General features: G+C 54.7%; 18 protein-coding genes. 14 read left to right on the top strand and 4 right to left on the bottom strand.

Annotated features, from left to right (window positions below; genetic code table 11):
- Positions 1-346: 346 nt before the first annotated feature.
- The 8 genes from JEM67_RS07630 to JEM67_RS07595 all read left to right on the top strand — a co-directional run bounded on the left by JEM67_RS07630 (position 347) and on the right by JEM67_RS07595 (position 7,815).
- Complete coding sequence (locus JEM67_RS07630) at positions 347-1,135, top strand: class I SAM-dependent methyltransferase (protein ID WP_199635424.1); 789 nt, start codon at positions 347-349, stop codon at positions 1,133-1,135.
- Positions 1,136-1,209: 74 nt separating this feature from the next.
- Positions 1,210-1,728, top strand: a complete 519-nt coding sequence (gene dcd / locus JEM67_RS07625; RefSeq protein ID WP_199635425.1) for a dCTP deaminase — start codon at positions 1,210-1,212, stop codon at positions 1,726-1,728.
- A 35-nt stretch (positions 1,729-1,763) separates the two neighbouring features.
- Entirely contained in the window at positions 1,764-2,276 is a 513-nt protein-coding gene (locus JEM67_RS07620; RefSeq protein ID WP_199635426.1) for a dCTP deaminase, read from the top strand.
- Entirely contained in the window at positions 2,273-3,334 is a 1,062-nt protein-coding gene (locus JEM67_RS07615; RefSeq protein WP_199635427.1) for a hypothetical protein, read from the top strand. Before JEM67_RS07620 ends, JEM67_RS07615 begins: the two co-directional genes overlap by 4 nt.
- Before the next feature lie 26 nt (positions 3,335-3,360).
- Entirely contained in the window at positions 3,361-4,140 is a 780-nt protein-coding gene (locus JEM67_RS07610) for a metallophosphoesterase family protein (protein ID WP_199635428.1), read from the top strand.
- Between the two features lie 30 nt (positions 4,141-4,170).
- Positions 4,171-5,409, top strand: coding sequence for an ATP-grasp domain-containing protein (locus tag JEM67_RS07605; protein WP_199635429.1), 1,239 nt, complete (start codon positions 4,171-4,173; stop codon positions 5,407-5,409).
- Positions 5,406-6,632, top strand: coding sequence for an ATP-grasp domain-containing protein (locus JEM67_RS07600; RefSeq protein WP_199635430.1), 1,227 nt, complete (start codon positions 5,406-5,408; stop codon positions 6,630-6,632). The genes JEM67_RS07605 and JEM67_RS07600 overlap by 4 nt, the downstream gene beginning before the upstream one ends.
- Positions 6,610-7,815, top strand: a complete 1,206-nt coding sequence (locus JEM67_RS07595) for an MFS transporter (protein ID WP_426406348.1) — start codon at positions 6,610-6,612, stop codon at positions 7,813-7,815. Before JEM67_RS07600 ends, JEM67_RS07595 begins: the two co-directional genes overlap by 23 nt.
- A gap of 67 nt (positions 7,816-7,882) precedes the next feature.
- Here JEM67_RS07595 and JEM67_RS07590 read toward each other — a convergent pair whose 3' ends face one another.
- The gene (locus JEM67_RS07590) at positions 7,883-8,806 is read right to left on the bottom strand and encodes a haloacid dehalogenase-like hydrolase (RefSeq protein ID WP_199635566.1); all 924 of its coding nucleotides are present in this window, start codon (positions 8,804-8,806) and stop codon (positions 7,883-7,885) included.
- 101 nt (positions 8,807-8,907) lie between these two features.
- Here JEM67_RS07590 and JEM67_RS07585 point away from each other — a divergent pair, with 101 nt between their 5' ends.
- A complete protein-coding gene (locus JEM67_RS07585) occupies positions 8,908-9,642 on the top strand; it encodes a GntR family transcriptional regulator (RefSeq protein WP_199635432.1) in 735 nt (244 codons plus the stop codon).
- Between the two features lie 39 nt (positions 9,643-9,681).
- Here the strand turns inward: JEM67_RS07585 and bglX are convergent, their stop codons facing one another.
- Both bglX and JEM67_RS07575 read right to left on the bottom strand, forming a co-directional pair.
- Positions 9,682-11,979, bottom strand: coding sequence for a beta-glucosidase BglX (gene bglX, locus JEM67_RS07580; RefSeq protein WP_199635567.1), 2,298 nt, complete (start codon positions 11,977-11,979; stop codon positions 9,682-9,684).
- Between the two features lie 115 nt (positions 11,980-12,094).
- Positions 12,095-13,024, bottom strand: a complete 930-nt coding sequence (locus JEM67_RS07575; protein ID WP_199635433.1) for a LysR substrate-binding domain-containing protein — start codon at positions 13,022-13,024, stop codon at positions 12,095-12,097.
- A gap of 268 nt (positions 13,025-13,292) precedes the next feature.
- On the opposite strand from JEM67_RS07575, the gene JEM67_RS07570 reads away from it, so the two are divergent.
- Together JEM67_RS07570 and JEM67_RS07565 are read left to right on the top strand one after the other, a co-directional pair.
- Positions 13,293-14,447 carry a pyridoxal phosphate-dependent aminotransferase gene (locus tag JEM67_RS07570; protein ID WP_199635434.1) on the top strand — a complete coding sequence of 385 codons (1,155 nt, stop codon included), beginning with the start codon at positions 13,293-13,295 and terminating at the stop codon, positions 14,445-14,447.
- Between the two features lie 42 nt (positions 14,448-14,489).
- Entirely contained in the window at positions 14,490-15,269 is a 780-nt protein-coding gene (locus tag JEM67_RS07565) for an ABC transporter substrate-binding protein (RefSeq protein ID WP_199635435.1), read from the top strand.
- A gap of 399 nt (positions 15,270-15,668) precedes the next feature.
- Here the strand turns inward: JEM67_RS07565 and ddlA are convergent, their stop codons facing one another.
- Positions 15,669-16,772, bottom strand: a complete 1,104-nt coding sequence (gene ddlA, locus JEM67_RS07560; protein ID WP_013812008.1) for a D-alanine--D-alanine ligase — start codon at positions 16,770-16,772, stop codon at positions 15,669-15,671.
- A 169-nt stretch (positions 16,773-16,941) separates the two neighbouring features.
- Here ddlA and JEM67_RS07555 point away from each other — a divergent pair, with 169 nt between their 5' ends.
- The 3 genes from JEM67_RS07555 to dld all read left to right on the top strand — a co-directional run bounded on the left by JEM67_RS07555 (position 16,942) and on the right by dld (position 19,839).
- Positions 16,942-17,145: a ParD-like family protein gene (locus JEM67_RS07555; protein WP_006324220.1), complete on the top strand. Its 204-nt coding sequence runs from the start codon at positions 16,942-16,944 to the stop codon at positions 17,143-17,145.
- Positions 17,142-17,936 (top strand): type I methionyl aminopeptidase, encoded by a 795-nt coding sequence (map, locus tag JEM67_RS07550; protein ID WP_199635436.1) that lies wholly within the window; start codon positions 17,142-17,144, stop codon positions 17,934-17,936. The genes JEM67_RS07555 and map overlap by 4 nt, the downstream gene beginning before the upstream one ends.
- A 193-nt stretch (positions 17,937-18,129) precedes the next feature.
- On the top strand, positions 18,130-19,839 hold the full coding sequence (gene dld / locus JEM67_RS07545; RefSeq protein ID WP_199635437.1) for a D-lactate dehydrogenase: 1,710 nt from the start codon (positions 18,130-18,132) through the stop codon (positions 19,837-19,839).
- Positions 19,840-19,993 lie beyond the last annotated feature (154 nt).

Here is a 19,993-nt window from a genome sequence, read left to right as displayed (position 1 = left end):
AGGCCGTTAAGACCCGCTAGACCACCAGAACCCGGATTGACACATGCGAAAATGCATCCATGTGATGAAATTCTGCAATAAATACTTAAGCAATCGTTTGCTTTGTTAATAATTAGGCATAACATATTGTAAAATCTAACAAACATAAATAATGCCATTCTCCGCACCGATCTTTTTACTGATTATTCTTATTCTCGCTAAAATTGTAAAAAAAAATATCATTGACTATCTAAACACCATTTCTAAAATGAACAAAAAATAAAACACTAAATAATTCCAGCCTGGTTATTTCGGCCGGATTGTTACATTCGATAAAATAAAACACAACATATCTAAAGGAATTAACGTGCCTATAACAAACCCAATCTGGAGTCAGGAAGAACTGGCCGGAGAGATAGCCTACAACCACGATCTTGCCACGATAATTAAGAACAATGCATGGCACGGTTTATTTGAATCGCCAAGATGGATTTTAATGAACCCCGCCGACGAAGTTATAGATTTCTACCATAAATACATTGTAAATCCTTCCCTGGCATTACGCCAACGCTTCTCTCTCCCGGGAAATAAACTCCACGATCTAGGCTGTGGCGGGGGGCGTCATTTATTTTACTTCAATGAGCGTGGTTTTGACGTCACCGGCAGTGACCTGTCTGAAAATGCCATTGCTTTCACTCAAGCCGAACTGGTAAGACGGCATCAAAAAGCAGAGTTGGTTCTCTGCCCAATGACTGAATTACCGTTCGAAAATGACACCTTCGATATTACTATTTCACGCGCAGTGATCAACCATGCTTCATTGCAGGACGTGAAGAAAACCATCTTTGAAGTCGCTCGCACCACCAAAAAAGGAGGTTTGTTCTTTGTCACCTTCTCTTCGGAGCGAGCGTCGGACTGGAAAAAGGGCACGGAAGTGGAAGAGGATGTTTCTTACATTCCTGAATCAGGTCCTGAAAAGGGGCTCATCCACACCTTCCTCAATGCCGCCAATACCGCAGCGCTGCTGGACCCCTTCTTCCGCATAGAAGAAATTTACCTTTATGAGCATCCATCATGGGTGACAGATGCGCCAGGGGCTTCGGATCCAAACGAATACTTTGGTTCTGAATACGTCGCTATCTGCGTGCGCCGCTGAAAATACTGCGTATCCAGGCAGTTTGTCGCCAAGGGCAAACTGCCTTGTCCCTAGGGTGCTCGGGGTATTAAAAAATGATTTTGACCGGAAAATCCATTGAAGCCTGTGTCAAAACGGGGGATATCGTTATTTCTCCGTTTACTGAAGGAAGCATTACAACCAACTCTTATGATTTAACGCTGGGTAATACATTCATTCGCTATAACGAAGAGATTATTGATCCAAAAAAGAATAATCGTCATGACGTCATTGATTGCGGCCCAGAAGGAATAGCGCTAGGGAAAGGTGATTTTTTATTGGCCCACAGCGTTGAGAAAATTGGCAGCAACAAATATGTCCCTATCATTCATGCCAAATCAAGCATCGCGCGACTGGGGTTGTTCGTTCATGTAACAGCCGATCTGATTGATATTGGTTCATTTGGCTGTGTCACTTTTCAATTGCACAGCACACTGCCTATCAGGCTGTTTCCGGGAATGAAAATCGGGCAGGTCACCTTCTGGAAGCCGCTAGGCGATATCGTTCCTTATGATGGAAAATATCAGGGTTCCGATGGGCCACGGGTTTCGATGGCTTATGTGGATTTTAAATAGTCACGCTCAAGATAGAAAATATAACGGAAAATGTCATGATTCTTACCGGCAGCGAAATAAAAAAGAGAACGGCCTGTAACGATATTACCATCATTCCTTTTAACGAGTCGCAACTCAACCCCAACAGTTACAATTATCGCTTGGGGCCCAGACTGGGGATCCCAAGCGTCGAAGGCGAGAAAGTCACCTTTGATTTTATCGACCTCCCCGCAGAAGGCTTTGTCATGGAGGCGGGAACGACCTACCTGGGCCATACCATGGAAATCCTGGGCAGCAGCGTTTTTGCCATGTCATTGATAGGCCGAAGTTCCCTGGGGCGCCTGGGCCTTTATTTGCAAGTGTCGGCCAATTTAGGCCATACCGGCGCATGCCATCAATGGACATTGGAATTGGTGGCGGCAAAACCTTTTCGCCTGTACCCCGGTATGCGCGTAGGACAAATATCCTTCTGGGTTAACCAGGGCAGCGTTGGTCTCTATCACGGCGGCTACTCCGCTTACAACGACCCGCAGGTGTCAAAAATAACCTCACTGGCAGAAACCCTATGATGAACACCTCTGTCCAGCCAGTGAGCAAAGCCACACTGCGCCTCGTTTTAGCGGAGAAACAACGAGCTAAAGACGCGTTCTCTCAGGCATTCGAAGCCAGCGGATTTAGCTTTCACCAGCCTGAAACGCTGATCCCGGCTTATGACAAGTCTACGCTGTTTACCGGCTCCACCATCAGTACCTTTAAGCCTTATCTGATTGAGACGGAAAAAGAATTACAGGCTTTTTTCACCGTACAAGACTGCCTGCGCACTCAAAATAATCACGCCATGCAACAAGAAAACAGCTACCCCAAATGGTCGTCTTTTTTTTGCAGCGTGGGAGCAATCAGCCCCTATGAGGAACGCCGGCGTATCACCCAGGCCACTTGCCGGTTCATTGAACTGCTGGGGTTAAAATCACCGGACGTCTTCAGGATTAATATTTCAAGCCAGGACCATGATCTCGTAGAAATACTCCAACAGCAGGGCATGACGCAATTTCTTCGGTTTGATACTCAAGCGCCCTCCTATTACCGCCATAAATTTGGCATCGAGGGCGTCAGCGGCCGTAACTGCAACCTGTCGGTGAGCTGCGATGGAGTGACATTTATGGATATCGGTAACCTGATCGTGATTGAAAACCGGGATGCGCCGCTGGCGATCGAAGCGGCTTTCGGTCTCGAAACCATAGTGACGCGCATTCACGGGTTGGACAGTTCAATCTTTGCCCTGGACGCTGCCGGCCATTTTGCCGACTTCACCTCAGACATCCTGTACATCATCGACGCGGTGGTGGCCAGCGTGGCCATCATGTCGCTCGACATCAAGCCGATCGCCGATAACCGTGGGCGGGTGCTGCGCCGTTATCTTCAGGGGCTAAACCGCCTGCGGCTCAATAATGGGATTTCCATCGATGTTATCGCCGAGGTGGCAAGGGCCTTCGAACTCAGTCATTACGCCAGCCGCCACATTCATTTACGCATCGAACAGTACCTGCATGAGCATGAACAACATCTGCTGCAGGACAAGCCGGCCGCATTGATTAATAAAAAAATAACCCATCGTTTATACGAATAAGACAAATATAAAGGCGTACAAAGGTTATGAAAATTGGCGTTATCTCAGACATCCACGAAGACGTCGTCAGACTGGAAGAATCCTTGAATTTACTGGAAAGTGTGGGAGCTGACGAAGTCATTTGCCTCGGCGACATCGTCGGTTACTCGGTTCCTTTTTATGGTTATCTGGCCACCCGCGATGCCAACCGCTGCCTGGATCTGGTGCAGCGCCATTGCAGCGAGGTGGTTATCGGCAACCACGATCTGTTCGCCATTCGCAAACTCCCGTCTCATGCGGCAGGGTTTTCCTATCCTGAAGATTGGTACCGCCGCAGTTTTGCAGAACGTAAACAGCTGGCTGACGGCAAGGTCTTTCTCTATGAAGATCATGAGCTGCCTTCCCTGCTGAACGATAACAGTCTCTGCTATCTCCACTCATTGCCGGAAATCATCGTTAAGCCTTTTGCCACCCATAATGTCCTGTTGTCCCATTATGCCGATCCGGACATTACGGGTTCATGTACCTTCGAAGTCAGCCATCACCACCATCTTGCCGACCATTTTGCCACAATGGGCCGCCATCAATGTCTGCATGGCCTTTCCGGCAACGACCATATTCCCGGCATGAAAATTTTCACGCCCGGGCAGGTTTGGCAAACCGGCTTTGAACGCCATGAATTGGGCCAATCACCGACGTGGATAACCGGGCCGACAGTCTCTCGGGGAACCATGGCCAACGGCGTAATGATCTATGACAGCGAGGCAATGACCCTCTCAGCCGTCGCCCTGGGTACGCCTTTGCATCACCTTCCAGCCAGCATATGACCGTAACGGAATGGACGAGACTCTAACACTATGAATAACTGTATTTTGTACATCAACGGCAGACAAAACCCGCACGAAAGACTGGCCGAAATGCGCGCGGCTCTTTCTCTGGGCCTGGACATTGTGCTTATCGCCAAGCAGATCCCTTCCTATGCCGCCGAGCTGGCGATCGAAACCGTTATTGTCGATCTGGATAATTTTGCGGCCTGCCTGGCGGTGGCGGCCAAACTGCACCAGAAATACACCTTTGACGGCATTGTCTGTTGGTCAGAAACCGATGTGCCGCTCAAGAACTTTCTCGCACGCGAACTGGGGTGTGCCGGGATGAGCGAACAGGCAGTCCGCCATAGTCGCGATAAAATCACCATGAAACACCGGCTTAAACATTTGGGCCCGATGATCCCCGCATTCCACGAAGTCAGCTCAATGGCCGATGCCCGAATGGCGGCAGCCCGAATTGGCTACCCGGTGATAGTCAAACCCGCATCCGGATCGGGCTCCAAGGGAATTTTCAAGGTAGAGGACGACAGCGCGCTAGAGCAAGCCCTCTCGCTGCTCGCCGAGATCGCCACAGACAAATTCGACTCGGTATTTACCGCATTTGGCGGAAAAATTATTCTGGAGGAGTTTGTCGAGGGACCGGAATTCAGCGTCGACGGTTATGCCGCCGATAACCAGATTACGGTGATTGGCATCACTGATTATCAATCCGATGCAAACACCTTTGTCGAAAACCGGCATATATTCCCCTCCCATTTCAGCAATGACATTCAGCAAGAAATCACCCGCTGCGCCAAAACCATTGTCAGGGAGTTGGGCATCGATAACACGGTATTCCATCTGGAGGGAAAATATACCCGCGACGGCTTCAAGTTTATCGAATGCGCGGCCAGACCCGCGGGGGGGTATATTTCTACTCACCTGTTACAGCACGCCAGCCGTCAGCAACATTTGCAGAATTACGTCCAGATATGCCGGGGAATCCCCCCTTCGACACTGAGGCTCACGCAAGATTATATTGGCGTCCGTTATCTGTTCGCAGAAAGGCCCGGCACTCTGAGCAGCGTGGATAATGTCGCCAAGGTGCTGGCTCACCCTTGCATACAGCACCTCTATCTGCACTTTTCTCCGGGGCATAACGTAGCGCTTCCCCCTGAAGATTACAGCGCCTACCGGCTTGGCGTACTTATCGGCACGGCTGAAAACTATCAACAGCTTGCCGATACACTTGAATGGGCCGCCCGACAAATAAGGTTTACCGTGGAATGAAAAACGTCCTTATTCTTTTCGGTTGCGCTTCGCACCGCCAAGGGCCACGCGCCATTGCTCAGGCTCATGAACTCGGGCTGGAAACCATTCTGATTGATACCCCAGAGAATTTGCATCATCTGGCAATCAAAGCCCCGCAACAAATACCGGTTTACCCGATTGTATCGAAGCAATATGAAGATTGCCTGCCGCTGCTCGAGGAGATTTGCGCCAGGTATCCAGTGATAGGTATTTATACCTTCGAGGAATATTCTGTGGAGACCTGTGCCCGCCTTTGCGAAAAATTTGGCTTTGCCAACAATACTACGGCGGCAGTGCAGCAGATTCGCAATAAATCTCTGTGCCGACAGATGCTCGCCAGGCAGGGCTTGCCGCAACCCTTATCATGCCTTTTCAGCAACCTGGCGCAAGCAGAACACTTTCTGCATGCGCACCCAGCCGAAGACTGGATCCTCAAGCCGGTCGACGCTTCAGGCAGCCAGGGCGTCAGCCGCATCAGGAACAGCGCCCGGCAAGATCTGCATACCGCCTATGCGTGCCTTACCGAACGGCAGCAACAGAGCTTTATCATTGAGCAGTTTATCGAGGGTACAGAATTCAGCCTGGAAGGCTTTTTCCATTACGGCGAAGCCATTTTCCAGGGCGTGACCGAGAAATCGCTAAAGCCCGGTGGGGCTTTTGTTGAAGATATGCATTTATTCCCTGCCACCTTGCCGCCAGACACACAAAATAGAGTGTACGAGTGTGCGGAAAAAGCCCTGCGCTGTGTGGGGCTCACCTTTGGGCACTTCCACCTGGAGTTTTGGCTGGCAGGCGAGCACATCATTATGGGAGAAATGCACTGCCGGCCAGGTGGGGATTACATTCATCTGTTAACGGAAACAGCAACCCGCATTCCCACCTATGCGGCAGTATTCCAGCAATATCTGCCAACGCAAACTCCCCCCAAATCCCCGCCGGAGATCGCCTATTTCTGCACTGCGGTGGTGAAGTATTTCGACGCGCCGGAAGGTCGGTTAGTCGCGATTGACGGGTTAGAGGATGTGCGGCAAAACGACGATATTGTACTGGCGGAGATGACCGTCAAACCCGGCGACATCATCCCACTGTGCACGGATTCAGGTAAACGTGTCGGCTGTGTGGTGGTGTCGCAGGAAAAGGGGAATAACGCCAGACAAACCGCAATGGAGATGGCTGCACATGTCCAGTTTGACGTCATTTAAGAACGGCATGACAACGATTTCAGCCGATTCATTTTTGTTTTCTTTCACTTATTTTATGACGCTGTCGATACTTGCGTTCTATATGGACAGATTCCTCGGGCTTTCGTCCCTGGAAACGGCGAGTATCATCATGGTGTCCTCTATTGGCTCCAAAGTGACCCGCTTGTTAATCTCACCCATCCTGGACTTGATTGCCCCGGCGTATGTCGTGTCACTGTCCGCTCTGGTGATGAGCATCAGTTGCATGATGATCGCCATGTCACAACACTATCTCGTTTTGCTGTGTTCTATCGGAGCTTTCGGCATTGCATACGGAACAAACAGCATCCTGATCCGTGCGGTAGCTGGCGCAACGGAAGACGCTCATCAACGAGCGTCGGTGTTTGTCAGGTTATCGGTCATCACCAACCTCGCCTCAATGCTGGCCCCGTTAATTGCCATTTATCTGTACAATCACCTGTCCCCGCAGTTGCCTTTCATTATCGCTTCTTTGATGATGCTCTGCTTCTCGCTGTGGGTTCTGTGGGCGCGTGATATTTGGCCAACGCTGGAAGCGCAGAAAAAATGGACACAGGCCTTACGCGATCAAATCCACGATAAAACCCTGCGCCATTATTTTTTGCTGACGGCGCTGTGCTGGATGATTTATTCGCAACTGTTCACCTCTTTACCTTTACACGTGAATAGCCTTTTAGGTTCCACCAGCCCGTTCGGTTATTTGCTGACCTTTAACGCAGTGCTGTCTATCGTTCTCGCGCCGAGGTTACAAGCCCTGTTCACTCGCTATAACGTCAGCGCCTTTCAAACCCTGTGTTTTTCCCTGGTCGCGCATGCAGCAGGATCATTGTGGCTAAACTACGCCACTAGCCAAACCGACTTGTACCTCGCACTTTTTATTTGGACGCTGGGAGAACTGCTGCTGATCCCTACATTGCAAAGCTGCATTTCAGGCTATGTGGCCAAAAATATTCTGGTCAGCGTATTGGCGATAAACTCTGTAGCCATGGGCATAGGCGAAGGCATGGGCGGTTTTCTTGGCATCTACTTGGTCAAAAACTCGCCTTATTGTTTCCTGATTTTCAGCGTCCTGACGCTGCTGACGCTGGTCTATATCGTCGTGCACAAGCAGCGATTTTCCCCGCAAAGCAAACTGTCGGTCGCCGATGAAAAGTCGGCAACTTAGTGAGTTATTAACTTCACAAATTGATGAGCGAAGCGCGGCTCTGCACAGAGCCGACGCGTTTTACCGGCTAGCGGTTAACCGAGCGAGCCATGCGGGTATAGGTGTGACGCACGCCGCGAATCGCCACGCTGTAGGCGAAGATATTTTCCGGCAGCGCCAGCCCCAGATAACCGGTATCGCCAATGTGGTGCAGATCGGCCCCGGCCATTTTGCTCATCAGGGCAATCTGGCGGAGGGTTTGTACGTCGGCGCCTTCCTGAGATGTCCCGATAGCCGTCATGGCCAACGCGCCCTGCTGTTGGGTAAACGCAATCAACGCCGCCACCTTTTCCTGCGACATGCCGGGAACGGTACCCGGCGCCGGAAGCAGGACGATGTCCGCGCCGTTTTCGACAAACAGAGCGATGTCCCGCTCATTGATCAACTGGCTACCGCTTTCACGTACAATGCCGGCGCCGTGCATTTTACCGGTCACCAGCACCAGCTTGTCCCCCACGTCATCGCGAATCTGCTTTAACGCCGCGGCGATAGCCTGGTTGCTGACGCCATTATTGGGATTGCCGGTCAGCACCACCATGCGGGCGCCGAGCTCATAAAGCTTGCGCGCGTTCTCTGCGGTCGCGGCACGGCCCGCCGTCATCTGCCAAAACTCATTGTGCGTAGAGATGAACGCCGGATCCACCGCTTCCAGATTGACCCCGATAACCCGCCCGGTCAGCCGCTGCAACTCGCGCAATACCTCTTGCGGCGGCACTCCGTCGGGCAAGCCTTCGATGCGCGGCTGGTTTACGTCAAACAGGTTCAGCAACAGCATATCGGCGCCCTGGCTGGCCGCCAACTCCGCATTGGTGACGTTATTGAGCAGCGGCTGCGTCACGGCAATGCATTCACTGACCAGGATCCGCCCTTCACTGGCGCGAATGGCGTAAAGCAAATTGTCTTTGGTGATGTTGGCAAGATCGGTGGCGCTACAGTCGAGGTATCTTTTCATCATGCAAGCTTCCGGTTATGAATACTATACCAATTATGTACCACTTAGTTTTCATCGGCACAAGTGGTATACTTTATGGTCATTTCGTGGGGAAGATACGTATGGATGAAAAACTGGCCTTGCTTCAGCCGGACTCGGCAGACAGTACGCCGATTTATCTGCAACTGGCAAAAAAAATAAGGGCCGCCGTGGAATCCGGGCAGTGGCGTTCCGGCGATGCGTTGCCTTCAGAAAGAGCGCTGATGGAAGCCTTCGGCATTGCGCGGGGGACGGCTCGCCGTGCATTTCAACACCTCGAACAAGATGGCACCATCAACCGCAATCGGGGTTCCGGGACCTTTATTGCGCCGCGCTTCGCACCCGCTTTGCCGCTGTTGGAAAGTTTTACCGAGATGGTGGAGCCGCAAGGTTTCAGGGCGCAAAGCGAACTGATTGGTTTTCTGCGGCGCGGACCAACGGCAGAAGAAATGCAGGCGTTACAGCTGAGTGATGAACAGGATGTTGTCGAACTGGTGCGCTTGCGTAAAGCCGGCGAAATCGCCATTGCCTTACAGTATTCGGTGCTTCCCGCCACTATTTTGCCGGCGAGCGGCCTGCCTGAAGAGTCGTTGTACCACTATCTGCATTCCATCGGTCAACCCATTGTGCGGGCGACTCAGCGTTTTCGCGGCGAGATAGCCGATAAATCCGTCGCCCGCTATCTGGCGCTGGAGGTGGGGGAACCGCTGCTGCTGGTGACCCGTACCGGGTTCACCCGCGAGGAAATACCCATCGAGTATACCCGCAGTTGGTGTTTGAATGAGTACTATGATTTTGCGCTGGAATTGAAACATTAAAAAACCCTCTCCCACCCAGGTGAGAGAGGGCAATGCGATTTACTGCAGCGTAAAGCTCTGTGCCTGTACGTTGTCGGAATCCAGGCCGACAAACACGTTGAACTTACCCGGCTCTGCACCCCATTTCAGGCTGGCGTTGTAGAACTTGAGATCCTCTTCGGTGATCGGCAGCTCCACTTGTTGCGACTGGCCGGCTCGCAGCATCACCTTTTTGAAGTTGCGCAGTTCTTTCACCGGGCGGCTGACCGACGCCGTCACGTCCTGCACGTACAGCTGCACCACGGTGGCGCCGTCATATTTGCCGGTATTCTTCAGCGTGACGCTGGCGGTCAGTTTGCCGTTGCGCGCCATCGTCGGGCTGGAAAGCTTGAGATCCGACAGGCTGAAGGTGGTGTAGCTCAGACCATAACCAAAGGGAAACAGCGGGCCGTTTGGCGAGTCGAAGTAACGTGACGTGTACTTGCCCGGGTTTTCCTTGCCGAACGGCCGGCCGGTATTCAGATGGTTGTAGTACATCGGGATCTGGCCGACAGAACGCGGGAAGGTCATCGGCAGCTTGCCCGACGGGTTGTAGTCGCCAAACAGCACGTCGGCTACCGCATTGCCGCCCTCGGTGCCGCTATACCAGGTTTCCAGCATCGCATCCGCCTGCTGGCTTTCCCAGCTCAGCGCCAACGGCCGGCCATTCATCAGCACCAGCACCAGCGGTTTGCCGGTCGCCTTCAGCGCGGCGATCAGATCCCGCTGGCTTTGCGGAATAGTGATATCGGCGCGGCTGGAAGCCTCGTGCGCCATGCCCTGCGCCTCACCCACGACCGCTACCACGACATCGGCCTGCCTGGCCGCCTGTACCGCTTCATCAATCATCTGCTGCGGTGGACGGGTATCAAACACCACCGCCGGCTCATACTCATTCAGATAATCGATAATACTTTTGTCCTGGGTAATGTTGGCGCCCTTGGCGTAGAGGATCTTCGCCTTGTCACCCACCGCATGCTCCAACCCCTGGCGAAGGGTCACCGACTGCTTGACCACGCCAGCCGCCGACCAACTGCCCATCACGTCACGCTGGCTGTCGGCCATCGGCCCGACCAGCGCAATGGTGCCTTGCTTGCTCAACGGCAGCGTCTGCTTGTCATTCTTCAGCAGCACCAGAGTCTTGCGCGCCACTACGCGCGCTTCGGCGCGGTGCAGACGGCTTTCGGCATTGGTGTCCTGCGGATCGGAACCTACCGGGCCAAGGTGGTTATACGGGTCTTTGAACAGGCCCATATCATATTTGGTGTTCAACACATCGCGGCAGGCGCGATCGATATCGCTTTCCGCTACCAGCCCGTCCTTCACCAGCCCCGGCAGGTATTGGTCGTAGTATTCGTCGCTCATGCTCATATCGACGCCGGAAGTGATCGCCAGCCGCACCGCATCGCGCGCATCTTCGGCCACACCGTGCTTGATCAGCTCTTTAATTGCGCCGTGATCGCTGATGGTGATGCCGCCAAAGCCCCACTGGCTGCGCAACAGATCTTTCAGAAGCCACGGGTTGGCGGTGGCCGGAATACCGTTGATCGCGTTGAGCGATACCATCACCCCACCGCTGCCGGCGTCTACCGCGGCCTTATACGGCGGCAAATAGTCCTGATACATTTTCAGCGGGCTCATATCGACGGTGTTGTAATCGCGGCCGCCTTCGGTGGCACCATACAACGCGAAGTGTTTAACGCTGGCCATCACTGAACCGGGTTGAGACGGATCGCCGTTCTGGTAAGCATTGACCATCACTTTAGCAATTTTGGACACCAGCCAGGTGTCTTCGCCGAAGCCTTCCGATACCCGGCCCCAGCGCGGATCGCGGGTGATGTCGACCATCGGCGAGAAGGTCATGTTCAGGCCGTCATCGCTGGCTTCCTGCGCCGATACCCGGCCGCTGAGCGCAATGGCTTCGAGATCAAAACTGGCCGCCAGCCCCAGGCTGATCGGGAAGACGGTGCGTTGACCGTGCACCACGTCGTAGGCGAAGAACAACGGAATTTTCAGGCGGCTGAGCTGCATGGCCTGATCCTGCATCGCGCGGATATCCGGCCGGGTGACGGTGTTGAAGATAGCGCCAATCTGGCCCTTGCTGATGCCGTCGCGGATCGCTTCTTTCGGGTTATCCGGCCCGACGCTGATTAAGCGCAACTGGCCGATTTTTTCTTCCAGCGTCATCTGTTTCATCAGGTTGGAAACGAAAGCATCACGCTGCTGGGCATTAACTCCTTGCGCCGCCCCGCGCTCCTGCGCAAAAACCGGGCTGATGGCCAGGCCAGACAGCAAACTCACCACACAAAGCCATTTCATATTTTTTGTCTCAGGCATGTTCCCGCCGCAGCCTGCGACGGAGAGGATTAATCAAAGTGAAAAAACAGTGTGACATACTCTTTTTCACCGCAGAAATAATTTGTAATGTTAAAGGTTACAAGCTGTTAGCGGAGGCGGATAAGCCATTCTTCAGCCGTGCGCGGCTTTGCTCCGCCTCTTCCCTCAGGAAATTAACCAGCGTGGCTAATGTCGCAGGCGTCACCGCCCGTTCAGGGTAGACCAAATAGTAGGCCGCGCCGCTGACCACGCTGAGCGGGAACGGCGTAACAACGCGCTGCGCCTGGATATCCTCCTCCAACAGGCACAAGTCGCCGATGGCGATGCCAAAACCTTGCAACGCGGCACTCATCGCCAGATCCAGAGTATCAAAATGCTGCGCCTTGCCGGAAGGCAACGTCTCCACCCCCGCCGCCTTCAACCACAGCAGCCAATCGCGGCGATCGCGCGTGGGGTGCAGCAGGGTTTTCTCCGCCAGATCGGCCGGGGTTGGCGGGCGGGCTAAATCGGGAAGGTAAGACGGCGTGCAGACCGGCGTGAGGATTTCATCGAACAGGTGATGCACCGCCAGCTTTTTACCCTGCGGCTGACCGAACACCACCGCAGCATCGAAGTGCTCGGCGCTGAAATCCAACCCGTGCGATACCGAGGCGGTCAGTTCGATATGCATTTCCGGGCGCTCGTTTTGCAACCGGATAATGCGCGGCAATACCCAGCGCATGGCGCAGGTCGGGCACTTGATGCGTAACGTGCCCGGCTGCGCTCCAATCCGCGCCAGCGCCTCACCCAGTTGCCCCAGCGCCTGCTGCACCGGTGCCAGCAACATGGCGCCTTGCGGGGTCAATGTCAGCCCGCGCGCCCGGCGGCTGAATAGCGGATAGCCCAGATGCTGTTCCAGGCCGAGGATCTGACGGCTGACCGCGCCTTGCGTCAGGTGCAGTGCTTGGGCGGCATGCGTGAAATTAAGGCGCTGAGCCACCACCACAAAAGTTTTCAAAACGTCGAGCGACGGCAGAGATGTCTGCATAGCGGGTTCCTTAATCTCGCCAATTAATAATCACGGGCATATCCCCTAAATAATTGGAGTTGCATCCAGGCGGCAAGCGAGGGAATCCCGATGAGCTTACTCAGGTAAGTGATTCGGGTGAGTGAACGCAGCCAACACAGATGCAGCTTCAAGTATGACGGGGATAGCCATGACTTTAACTCATGGCTAGTATGACAAACATTCCCTTGTCCGCCTACCGTCACTGATGCTTAATCAATCAATACTTCCCCCTATCCAGGAGCCAATCATGCAGAGCGCCTGCTCACATCGCTCGAAGTTGCCGGATGTCGGCACCACTATTTTCACCGTAATCGGCCAGCTCAGCGCTGAACATCAGGCACTGAACCTGTCGCAGGGCGCACCGAACTTCGCCTGCCAACCGCAACTGGTTGAAGCGGTGGCGCAAGCCATGCGCGCAGGTCATAACCAGTACGCGCCGATGAGTGGCGTGGCCGCATTACGCGCTGCGCTGGCAGATAAAGTTGAACGATTGTATGGCGCACGTTATGACGCCGACGAAGAAATCACGGTCATTGCCAGTGCCAGCGAAGGATTGTATTCCGCCATCAGCGCGCTGGTGCACCCGGGCGACGAGGTGATTTATTTCGAACCGGCGTTCGACAGCTACGCGCCGATTGTCCGCCTGCAAGGCGCCACGCCGGTAGCCATCAAGCTGTCGTTGCAGGACTTGCACATTGACTGGGACGAGGTCGCCGCCGCCATCACCAGCAAAACGCGGATGATCATCGTCAACAGCCCGCATAACCCGACCGGCAGCGTGTTCGGCGAGCATGACATTGAGCGCCTGACCACTCTGACGCGCAATACCGACATCGTTATCCTGTCCGATGAGGTTTACGAACACGTGGTATTCGACGGCGATATTCACCACAGTATGGCGCGCCACCCGCAATTGGCCGAACGCAGCGTGATTGTGTCGTCGTTTGGCAAAACCTATCACGTTACCGGCTGGCGCGTCGGTTACTGCATGGCGCCGGCGGCGTTGATGGATGAGATCCGCAAGGTGCACCAGTTTATGGTGTTCTCCGCCGATACGCCGATGCAATATGCCTTCGCCGAAGCGCTGGGCAATCCGCAAAGCTACCTGGGGCTGGCGGATTTCTATCAGCAGAAACGCGATTTGCTGGCCAGCGCTTTGCAAGATTCGCGCTTTGAATTATTACCCAGCCGTGGCAGTTTCTTTATGCTGGCTCGCTTTAGCGGTTTCAGCAGCGAAAGCGACAACGATTTTGCGGTGCGTTTAATCCGTGAAGCGAAAGTCGCGACTATCCCGCTGTCGGCGTTTTACAGCGACGGCACCAACACCGGCATCATCCGGCTGAGTTTTTCAAAAGATAACGAAACCCTGCTGGAAGGCGCGCGCCGTCTGTGTCAGGTGTAATGCATTCACTTTTGGTTTGACCATGGGAAAAAGGCACTGACTATGAAATCACTGAAAACGCTGATCGCTGTGGGCTGCCTGCTGGCCGCCGGTTCCTCTCTGGCGGCGGAAAATACGCTGCGCTTCGGCCTGGAAGCGCTGTATCCGCCGTTCGAATCCAAATCCGCCAGCGGCAAGCTGGAAGGCTTCGATATCGACCTGGGCAACGCGGTCTGCGCCGCCGCCCAATTGAAATGCAGCTGGGTCGAGACTTCGTTCGACAGCCTGATACCGGCGCTGAAGGCACGCAAGTTTGACGCCATCAACTCGGCGATGAACGTCACCGACCAGCGCCGCCAGGCGATTGACTTCACCGACGCCATCTATCAGGTACCCAACCGCCTGATCGCCAGATCCGACAGCGGCCTGCTGCCGGACGCCAAGTCGCTGGCGGGCAAACACGTCGGCGTACTGCAGGGGTCGATTCAGGAAACCTACGCCAAGGCCCACTGGGCACCGCAGGGCGTAGACGTGGTGTCCTATCAGGATCAGAACCAGGCGTACCTTGACCTGACCGCCGGCCGCCTCGACGCCACGCTGGTGATGGCACCGTCAGGGCAAAGCGGCTTCCTGGCGCATCCGGACGGCAAGGGCTTCGCCTTCGTCGGCGATGCGGTCAGCGATGACAAGATCCTCGGTGAAGGCATCGCCTTCGGCCTGCGCAAAGGGGATGACGCGTTGAAGAAAAAGCTGAACGACGCGATCGTGAAAGTGAAGCAGCAAGGTACCGTGACCGCGCTGGCGAAGAAGTATTTTGGCGATATAGACGTGACGGTGAAATAAGCGCATCCTCTTGGCCGTTCACAATGAGCAAGGTGACGCTGGGGGATGTATCTTTTAAGTTTACCTCTGTCTAACCCATAAAAAATGGCTCCGTTGCTAACTGGAGCCATTTTCACCTTTAAAACTTAAGCTTTCAGCTTACGACGCAGCTCACTCATTGAAGCTCGCGTGCTCAGTTTATTATCAGTCACGTCGGCCGCACAGTCTGTTCCGTAAACCCCAGAAGTTCCGCAAAGCAGACGTTCTGTCTCCGCTACGAGTAAACTCTTCATAGTCTTACGGTGCCTGTTCATGACCATTTCGACAGTCACTTCACGGGCAACAACTTTAGCAGATGATGACATAATCCCTCCCCGTCGAAGTTGACTTAAAGGCTCTCATGCGAGAAATATCCGATTATTACCGCTCGAACACCGAGCTGTTCAGCGCGCGATCTTGCTGATGGCGCTCCAGCGCCAGCTCGATCAACCGGGTAATCAGCTCACTGTAGCTGACGCCGCTGGCGGCCCACAGTTTGGGGTACATGCTGATATTGGTGAAGCCCGGCAGCGTGTTGATCTCGTTAATCACCACGTTGTTGTCCGGCGTCAGGAATACGTCAACGCGCGCCAGGCCAAAGCATTCCAGCGCCCGGAACGCTTTTAGCGCCACGTCGCGGATTTTGTCGCTGACTTCCGGTGCGATCTCCGCCGGCACCACTACCTTCGCGCCCTGCTCATTGATGTATTTGGTGTCGTAGGAGTAGAAAGCATCGCTCAGCACGATTTCACCGCACAGGCTGGCCTGCGGCTCGTCATTGCCCAACACCGCGCACTCAATCTCACGGCCGACAATCGCCGACTCCACCAGCACCTTGTGATCGAAGCTGAACGCCAGCGCCAGAGCTGCGTCAAAGCCGGCCCGATCCTGCACCTTGCTGACGCCCACCGAAGAGCCCTGGTTAGCCGGTTTGATAAACAACGGCAGGCCCAAACGCTCGCTAAGCTGCTCGAAACCGTATTTGCTGCGATTGGTGCGCGTCAGGGTGACAAAGGGGGCAACCGCCAGCCCGGCATCGCGCAGCAGGCGTTTGGTGACGTCTTTGTCCATGCTCACCGCCGAGCCCAACACACCGGCGCCGACGAACGGCATATTGGCCATCCGCAACAGCCCCTGCAGTGAACCGTCCTCGCCCAGCGTGCCATGCACGATCGGGAATACCACGTCGAGCTGGCCCAGTGCGCCGGCGCTGCTCGCCTCAATCAGTTGCTGTTTCTCCTGACCAGGGATCAGCGCCACATTTTTATTTGAGCGGTTCAGCGCGATCAGCGCCGGGTTTTCCGCATTCAACAGGTAATTGGAGGCATCGTTAATGTGCCATTGCCCCTGCTTGTCGATCCCCAGCAGCGTGACGTCAAACTTCTCTTTGTCGATAGCGTCCACAATGTTTTTTGCCGACTGCAACGACACTTCATGCTCAGCCGATTTACCGCCAAAGATCACCCCAACCCGTAATTTAGTCACGCCCTGAATCCTTCTGAAAAATCATGCAAAAAAAGTCGTTTATCACAATAAACGCATTGTCCGACGGCGGCAATCGTTGTCGCCAGGAAACTTTTTATGCCACGGAATGTACAATCTCCACCATCCAAACCATATACACTTTGTATATTATCCCTTTAAGGAGCAGCCTATGGGCATTGTGAAAATTTCAGACGCGCTGCATGACGATCTACGCCTCGCCAGCCTGACGATGACGCGTTCGATCAACGCGCAGGCGGAATACTGGATCAAGATCGGCATGCTGGCGGAGTTCCATCCAGAACTGACCTACCCCCAACTGGTAAAAAAAATGATGAAAGATAACGCGCTGACGCTGAAGGAGATTGTCGGGTGAAACAGATTGTGATCAAAACGCCGGAAGAAATCGCCAAAATGCGTCACTCTGGCGCACTGCTGGCCAAGGTGTTTGCTATGCTCGATGGGGTGATTGGCGAAGGCATGTCGACCATGGAAATTAACGACCGCGCCGAAGCCTTTATCGTCGATGAGCTGAAATCGCGCCCGGCCAGCAAAGGCCAGTACGATTTCCCTTACGTGCTCAATACCTCGATCGACGACGTGATCTGCCACGGCATTCCTTCGGTCAGCAAAATCCTGCGTTCCGGCATGATCGTTAACGTCGACATTACGCTGGAAAACGGCGGTTACATTGCCGACTCCAGCAAAATGTACTGTATCGGCCAGACAACGCCATTGGCCAAACGGCTGGTGAACAACGTATATGAGTCCCTGTGGCAAGGCATCCGCGCGGTGAAGCCGGGCGCGACGCTGGGGGATATCGGCCATGCCATTCAACAGCATGCGGAACAAGCCGGTTACAGCATCGTGCGTGAATACTGCGGCCACGGCATCGGCCGCGATATGCACGAGGAACCAGCGGTGATGCACTTCGGCCTGCCGGGCACCGGCATGGCGTTGCAGGAAGGCATGGTATTTACCATCGAACCCATGATTAACCAGGGTGACCACCGCATTAAGCAGAAGAAAGACGGCTGGACGGTGGTGACCCGCGACAAAAAGCTGTCCGCTCAATGGGAGCACACTGTGGCGGTCACCGCCGACGGCGTGGAAATTCTGACGCTGCGTGACGAAGAGCGTCAGGCCGGGTACGCAGAACATTATTAAGTTACCAAGCTAGCAAGTTACCAAGCCACTAAATTAATTTACCCTCTGGCTTTCAAACGGCGATAACGGCAAGAACCGCAGGTCATGTAGGGGCGCTGCATGCGGCGCCCACGTGAATCGGGACAACTCTCTTCGTCCCCCAGGGTAACCGCGCCGCCGTTTGAAAGACGACCGGTATGACAGGGAGATCGGCATGACGCAGTCAGGTAATCAGGCATTTCTCGCTCAGCTCAAAGACATCGTCGGCGGCCCGCAGCTGTTGACCGGCGAACGCAGCACCGAACGTTATCGCAAGGGGTTCCGCTCCGGCGAAGGCAAAGCGCTGGCGGTGGTGTTTCCTACCCGCCTGCTGCAGCTGTGGCGGATACTGGAGGCCTGCGTGGCCGCCGACAAAATCGTCATTATGCAGGCGGCGAACACCGGGCTGACCGAAGGTTCGACACCCAGCGGCAACGATTATGACCGCGATATCGTCATCGTCAGCACCCTGCGGATCGATCACGTGCAGGTGCTGGACAACGGCAAACAAGTGGTCGGCTTCCCCGGCAGCACCCTCAATCAGTTGGAAAAATTGCTGAAACCCTACGGCCGCGAACCGCATTCGGTGATCGGCTCCTCCTGCATCGGCGCTTCGGTGATTGGCGGCGTGTGCAATAACTCCGGCGGTTCGCTGGTGAAACGCGGCCCGGCCTATACCGAAATGGCGCTGTACGCCCAGTTGGGTGAAGACGGCCAACTGCGGCTGGTGAACCATCTGGGGATTAAACTCGGCGACACGCCGGAAGAGATCCTCACCCGGCTGGAGAAAGGCGACTACCGGCCGGAGGACGTCGAGCACGGCGAACTGCGCGCCTCCGACAATGAATACGCCAGCCGGGTGCGCGACGTCGATGCCGATACCCCGTCCCGTTTCAACGCGGATAAACGCCGCCTGTACGGGGCCTCCGGCTGCGCCGGCAAGCTGGCGGTGTTTGCGGTACGCCTGGACACCTTCGAGAAAGAAGGCAAAGAGCAGGTATTTTATATCGGCACCAACGATACCGCCGTGTTGACCGAGCTGCGTCGCCATATGCTCGGCAAATTCGACAATCTGCCGGTGGCCGGCGAATACATGCACCGCGATATTTTTGATATTGCCGAAGTGTACGGCAAAGACACCTTTATGATGATCGACAAGCTCGGCACCGATCAAATGCCGCGTTTCTTCACCCTGAAAGGCCGCGTGGACGCCAGCTTCAACAAACTGCCGCTGCTGCCGCACAACCTGACCGACCGGCTGATGCAGGGCCTGAGCCACCTGGCCCCCAGCCACCTGCCGAAACGGATGAAAGAATACCGCGAACGCTTTGAACATCACCTGCTGCTGAAAATGGCCGGCCCTGGCGTCGACGAAGCGCAGCGGTATCTGAGCCAGTATTTTGCCCAGGCCAAGGGCGCATTTTTCGCCTGCACCGCAGACGAAGGCAAAAAGGCCTTTCTGCACCGTTTCGCCGCCGCCGGCGCGGCGGTGCGCTACCATGCGGTGCATGCCGACAAGGTAGAGGATATTCTGGCGCTGGATATTGCGCTGCGCCGCAACGATACCGAGTGGTTTGAAACTCTGCCGCCGGAAATCGACAGCCAACTGGTGCATAAACTCTATTACGGCCACTTTATGTGTCACGTATTCCACCAGGATTACGTGGTGAAAAAAGGTGTCGACAGCCATGCGCTGAAAGAGCAAATGCTGGCGATCCTCGACCGCCGCGGCGCGGAGTACCCGGCCGAGCATAACGTCGGTCATCTGTATCACGCCAAGCCCGATCTGCAGGCCTTCTACCAATCCGCCGATCCGACCAACAGCTTTAACCCCGGTCTCGGCAAGACCAGCAAGCGGAAACACTGGGCCGGCAATACCCGGTAACATTTCCGCTTTCAGCCCGCGCCCCCGGCATACGGGGGCATAGCCGATGCTCCCTTCTGCATCTTCGGCCCGCATCTCCCCTATCGTCTAGACTTAAAGACCGGTGCAGCCGTTTTTGCTGCGCCGTTCAAGGCGTATGTCATGCGTCACCATC

Origin of the sequence: Serratia sp. PAMC26656 (assembly GCF_016469055.2) — a bacterium.
GTDB lineage: Bacteria > Pseudomonadota > Gammaproteobacteria > Enterobacterales > Enterobacteriaceae > Serratia > Serratia plymuthica.
The sequence above is the reverse complement of the archived record's forward strand: the minus strand, read 5'-3'. Positions and strand labels throughout refer to the sequence as shown.

Excerpts from the sequence above, each read along its gene's own strand:
- JEM67_RS07565 (WP_199635435.1), top strand. The coding sequence starts at position 14,490 with ATGAAATCACTGAAAACGCTGATCGCTGTGGGCTGCCTGCTGGCCGCC.
- JEM67_RS07570 (WP_199635434.1), top strand. The coding sequence starts at position 13,293 with ATGCAGAGCGCCTGCTCACATCGCTCGAAGTTGCCGGATGTCGGCACC.
- JEM67_RS07600 (WP_199635430.1), top strand. The coding sequence starts at position 5,406 with ATGAAAAACGTCCTTATTCTTTTCGGTTGCGCTTCGCACCGCCAAGGG.
- JEM67_RS07605 (WP_199635429.1), top strand. The coding sequence starts at position 4,171 with ATGAATAACTGTATTTTGTACATCAACGGCAGACAAAACCCGCACGAA.
- JEM67_RS07555 (WP_006324220.1), top strand. The coding sequence starts at position 16,942 with ATGGGCATTGTGAAAATTTCAGACGCGCTGCATGACGATCTACGCCTC.
- JEM67_RS07610 (WP_199635428.1), top strand. The coding sequence starts at position 3,361 with ATGAAAATTGGCGTTATCTCAGACATCCACGAAGACGTCGTCAGACTG.
- dld (WP_199635437.1), top strand. The coding sequence starts at position 18,130 with ATGACGCAGTCAGGTAATCAGGCATTTCTCGCTCAGCTCAAAGACATC.
- JEM67_RS07615 (WP_199635427.1), top strand. The coding sequence starts at position 2,273 with ATGATGAACACCTCTGTCCAGCCAGTGAGCAAAGCCACACTGCGCCTC.
- dcd (WP_199635425.1), top strand. The coding sequence starts at position 1,210 with ATGATTTTGACCGGAAAATCCATTGAAGCCTGTGTCAAAACGGGGGAT.
- JEM67_RS07620 (WP_199635426.1), top strand. The coding sequence starts at position 1,764 with ATGATTCTTACCGGCAGCGAAATAAAAAAGAGAACGGCCTGTAACGAT.
- JEM67_RS07575 (WP_199635433.1), bottom strand. The coding sequence starts at position 13,024 with ATGCAGACATCTCTGCCGTCGCTCGACGTTTTGAAAACTTTTGTGGTG.
- JEM67_RS07595 (WP_426406348.1), top strand. The coding sequence starts at position 6,610 with ATGTCCAGTTTGACGTCATTTAAGAACGGCATGACAACGATTTCAGCC.
- JEM67_RS07585 (WP_199635432.1), top strand. The coding sequence starts at position 8,908 with ATGGATGAAAAACTGGCCTTGCTTCAGCCGGACTCGGCAGACAGTACG.
- bglX (WP_199635567.1), bottom strand. The coding sequence starts at position 11,979 with ATGAAATGGCTTTGTGTGGTGAGTTTGCTGTCTGGCCTGGCCATCAGC.
- JEM67_RS07590 (WP_199635566.1), bottom strand. The coding sequence starts at position 8,806 with ATGAAAAGATACCTCGACTGTAGCGCCACCGATCTTGCCAACATCACC.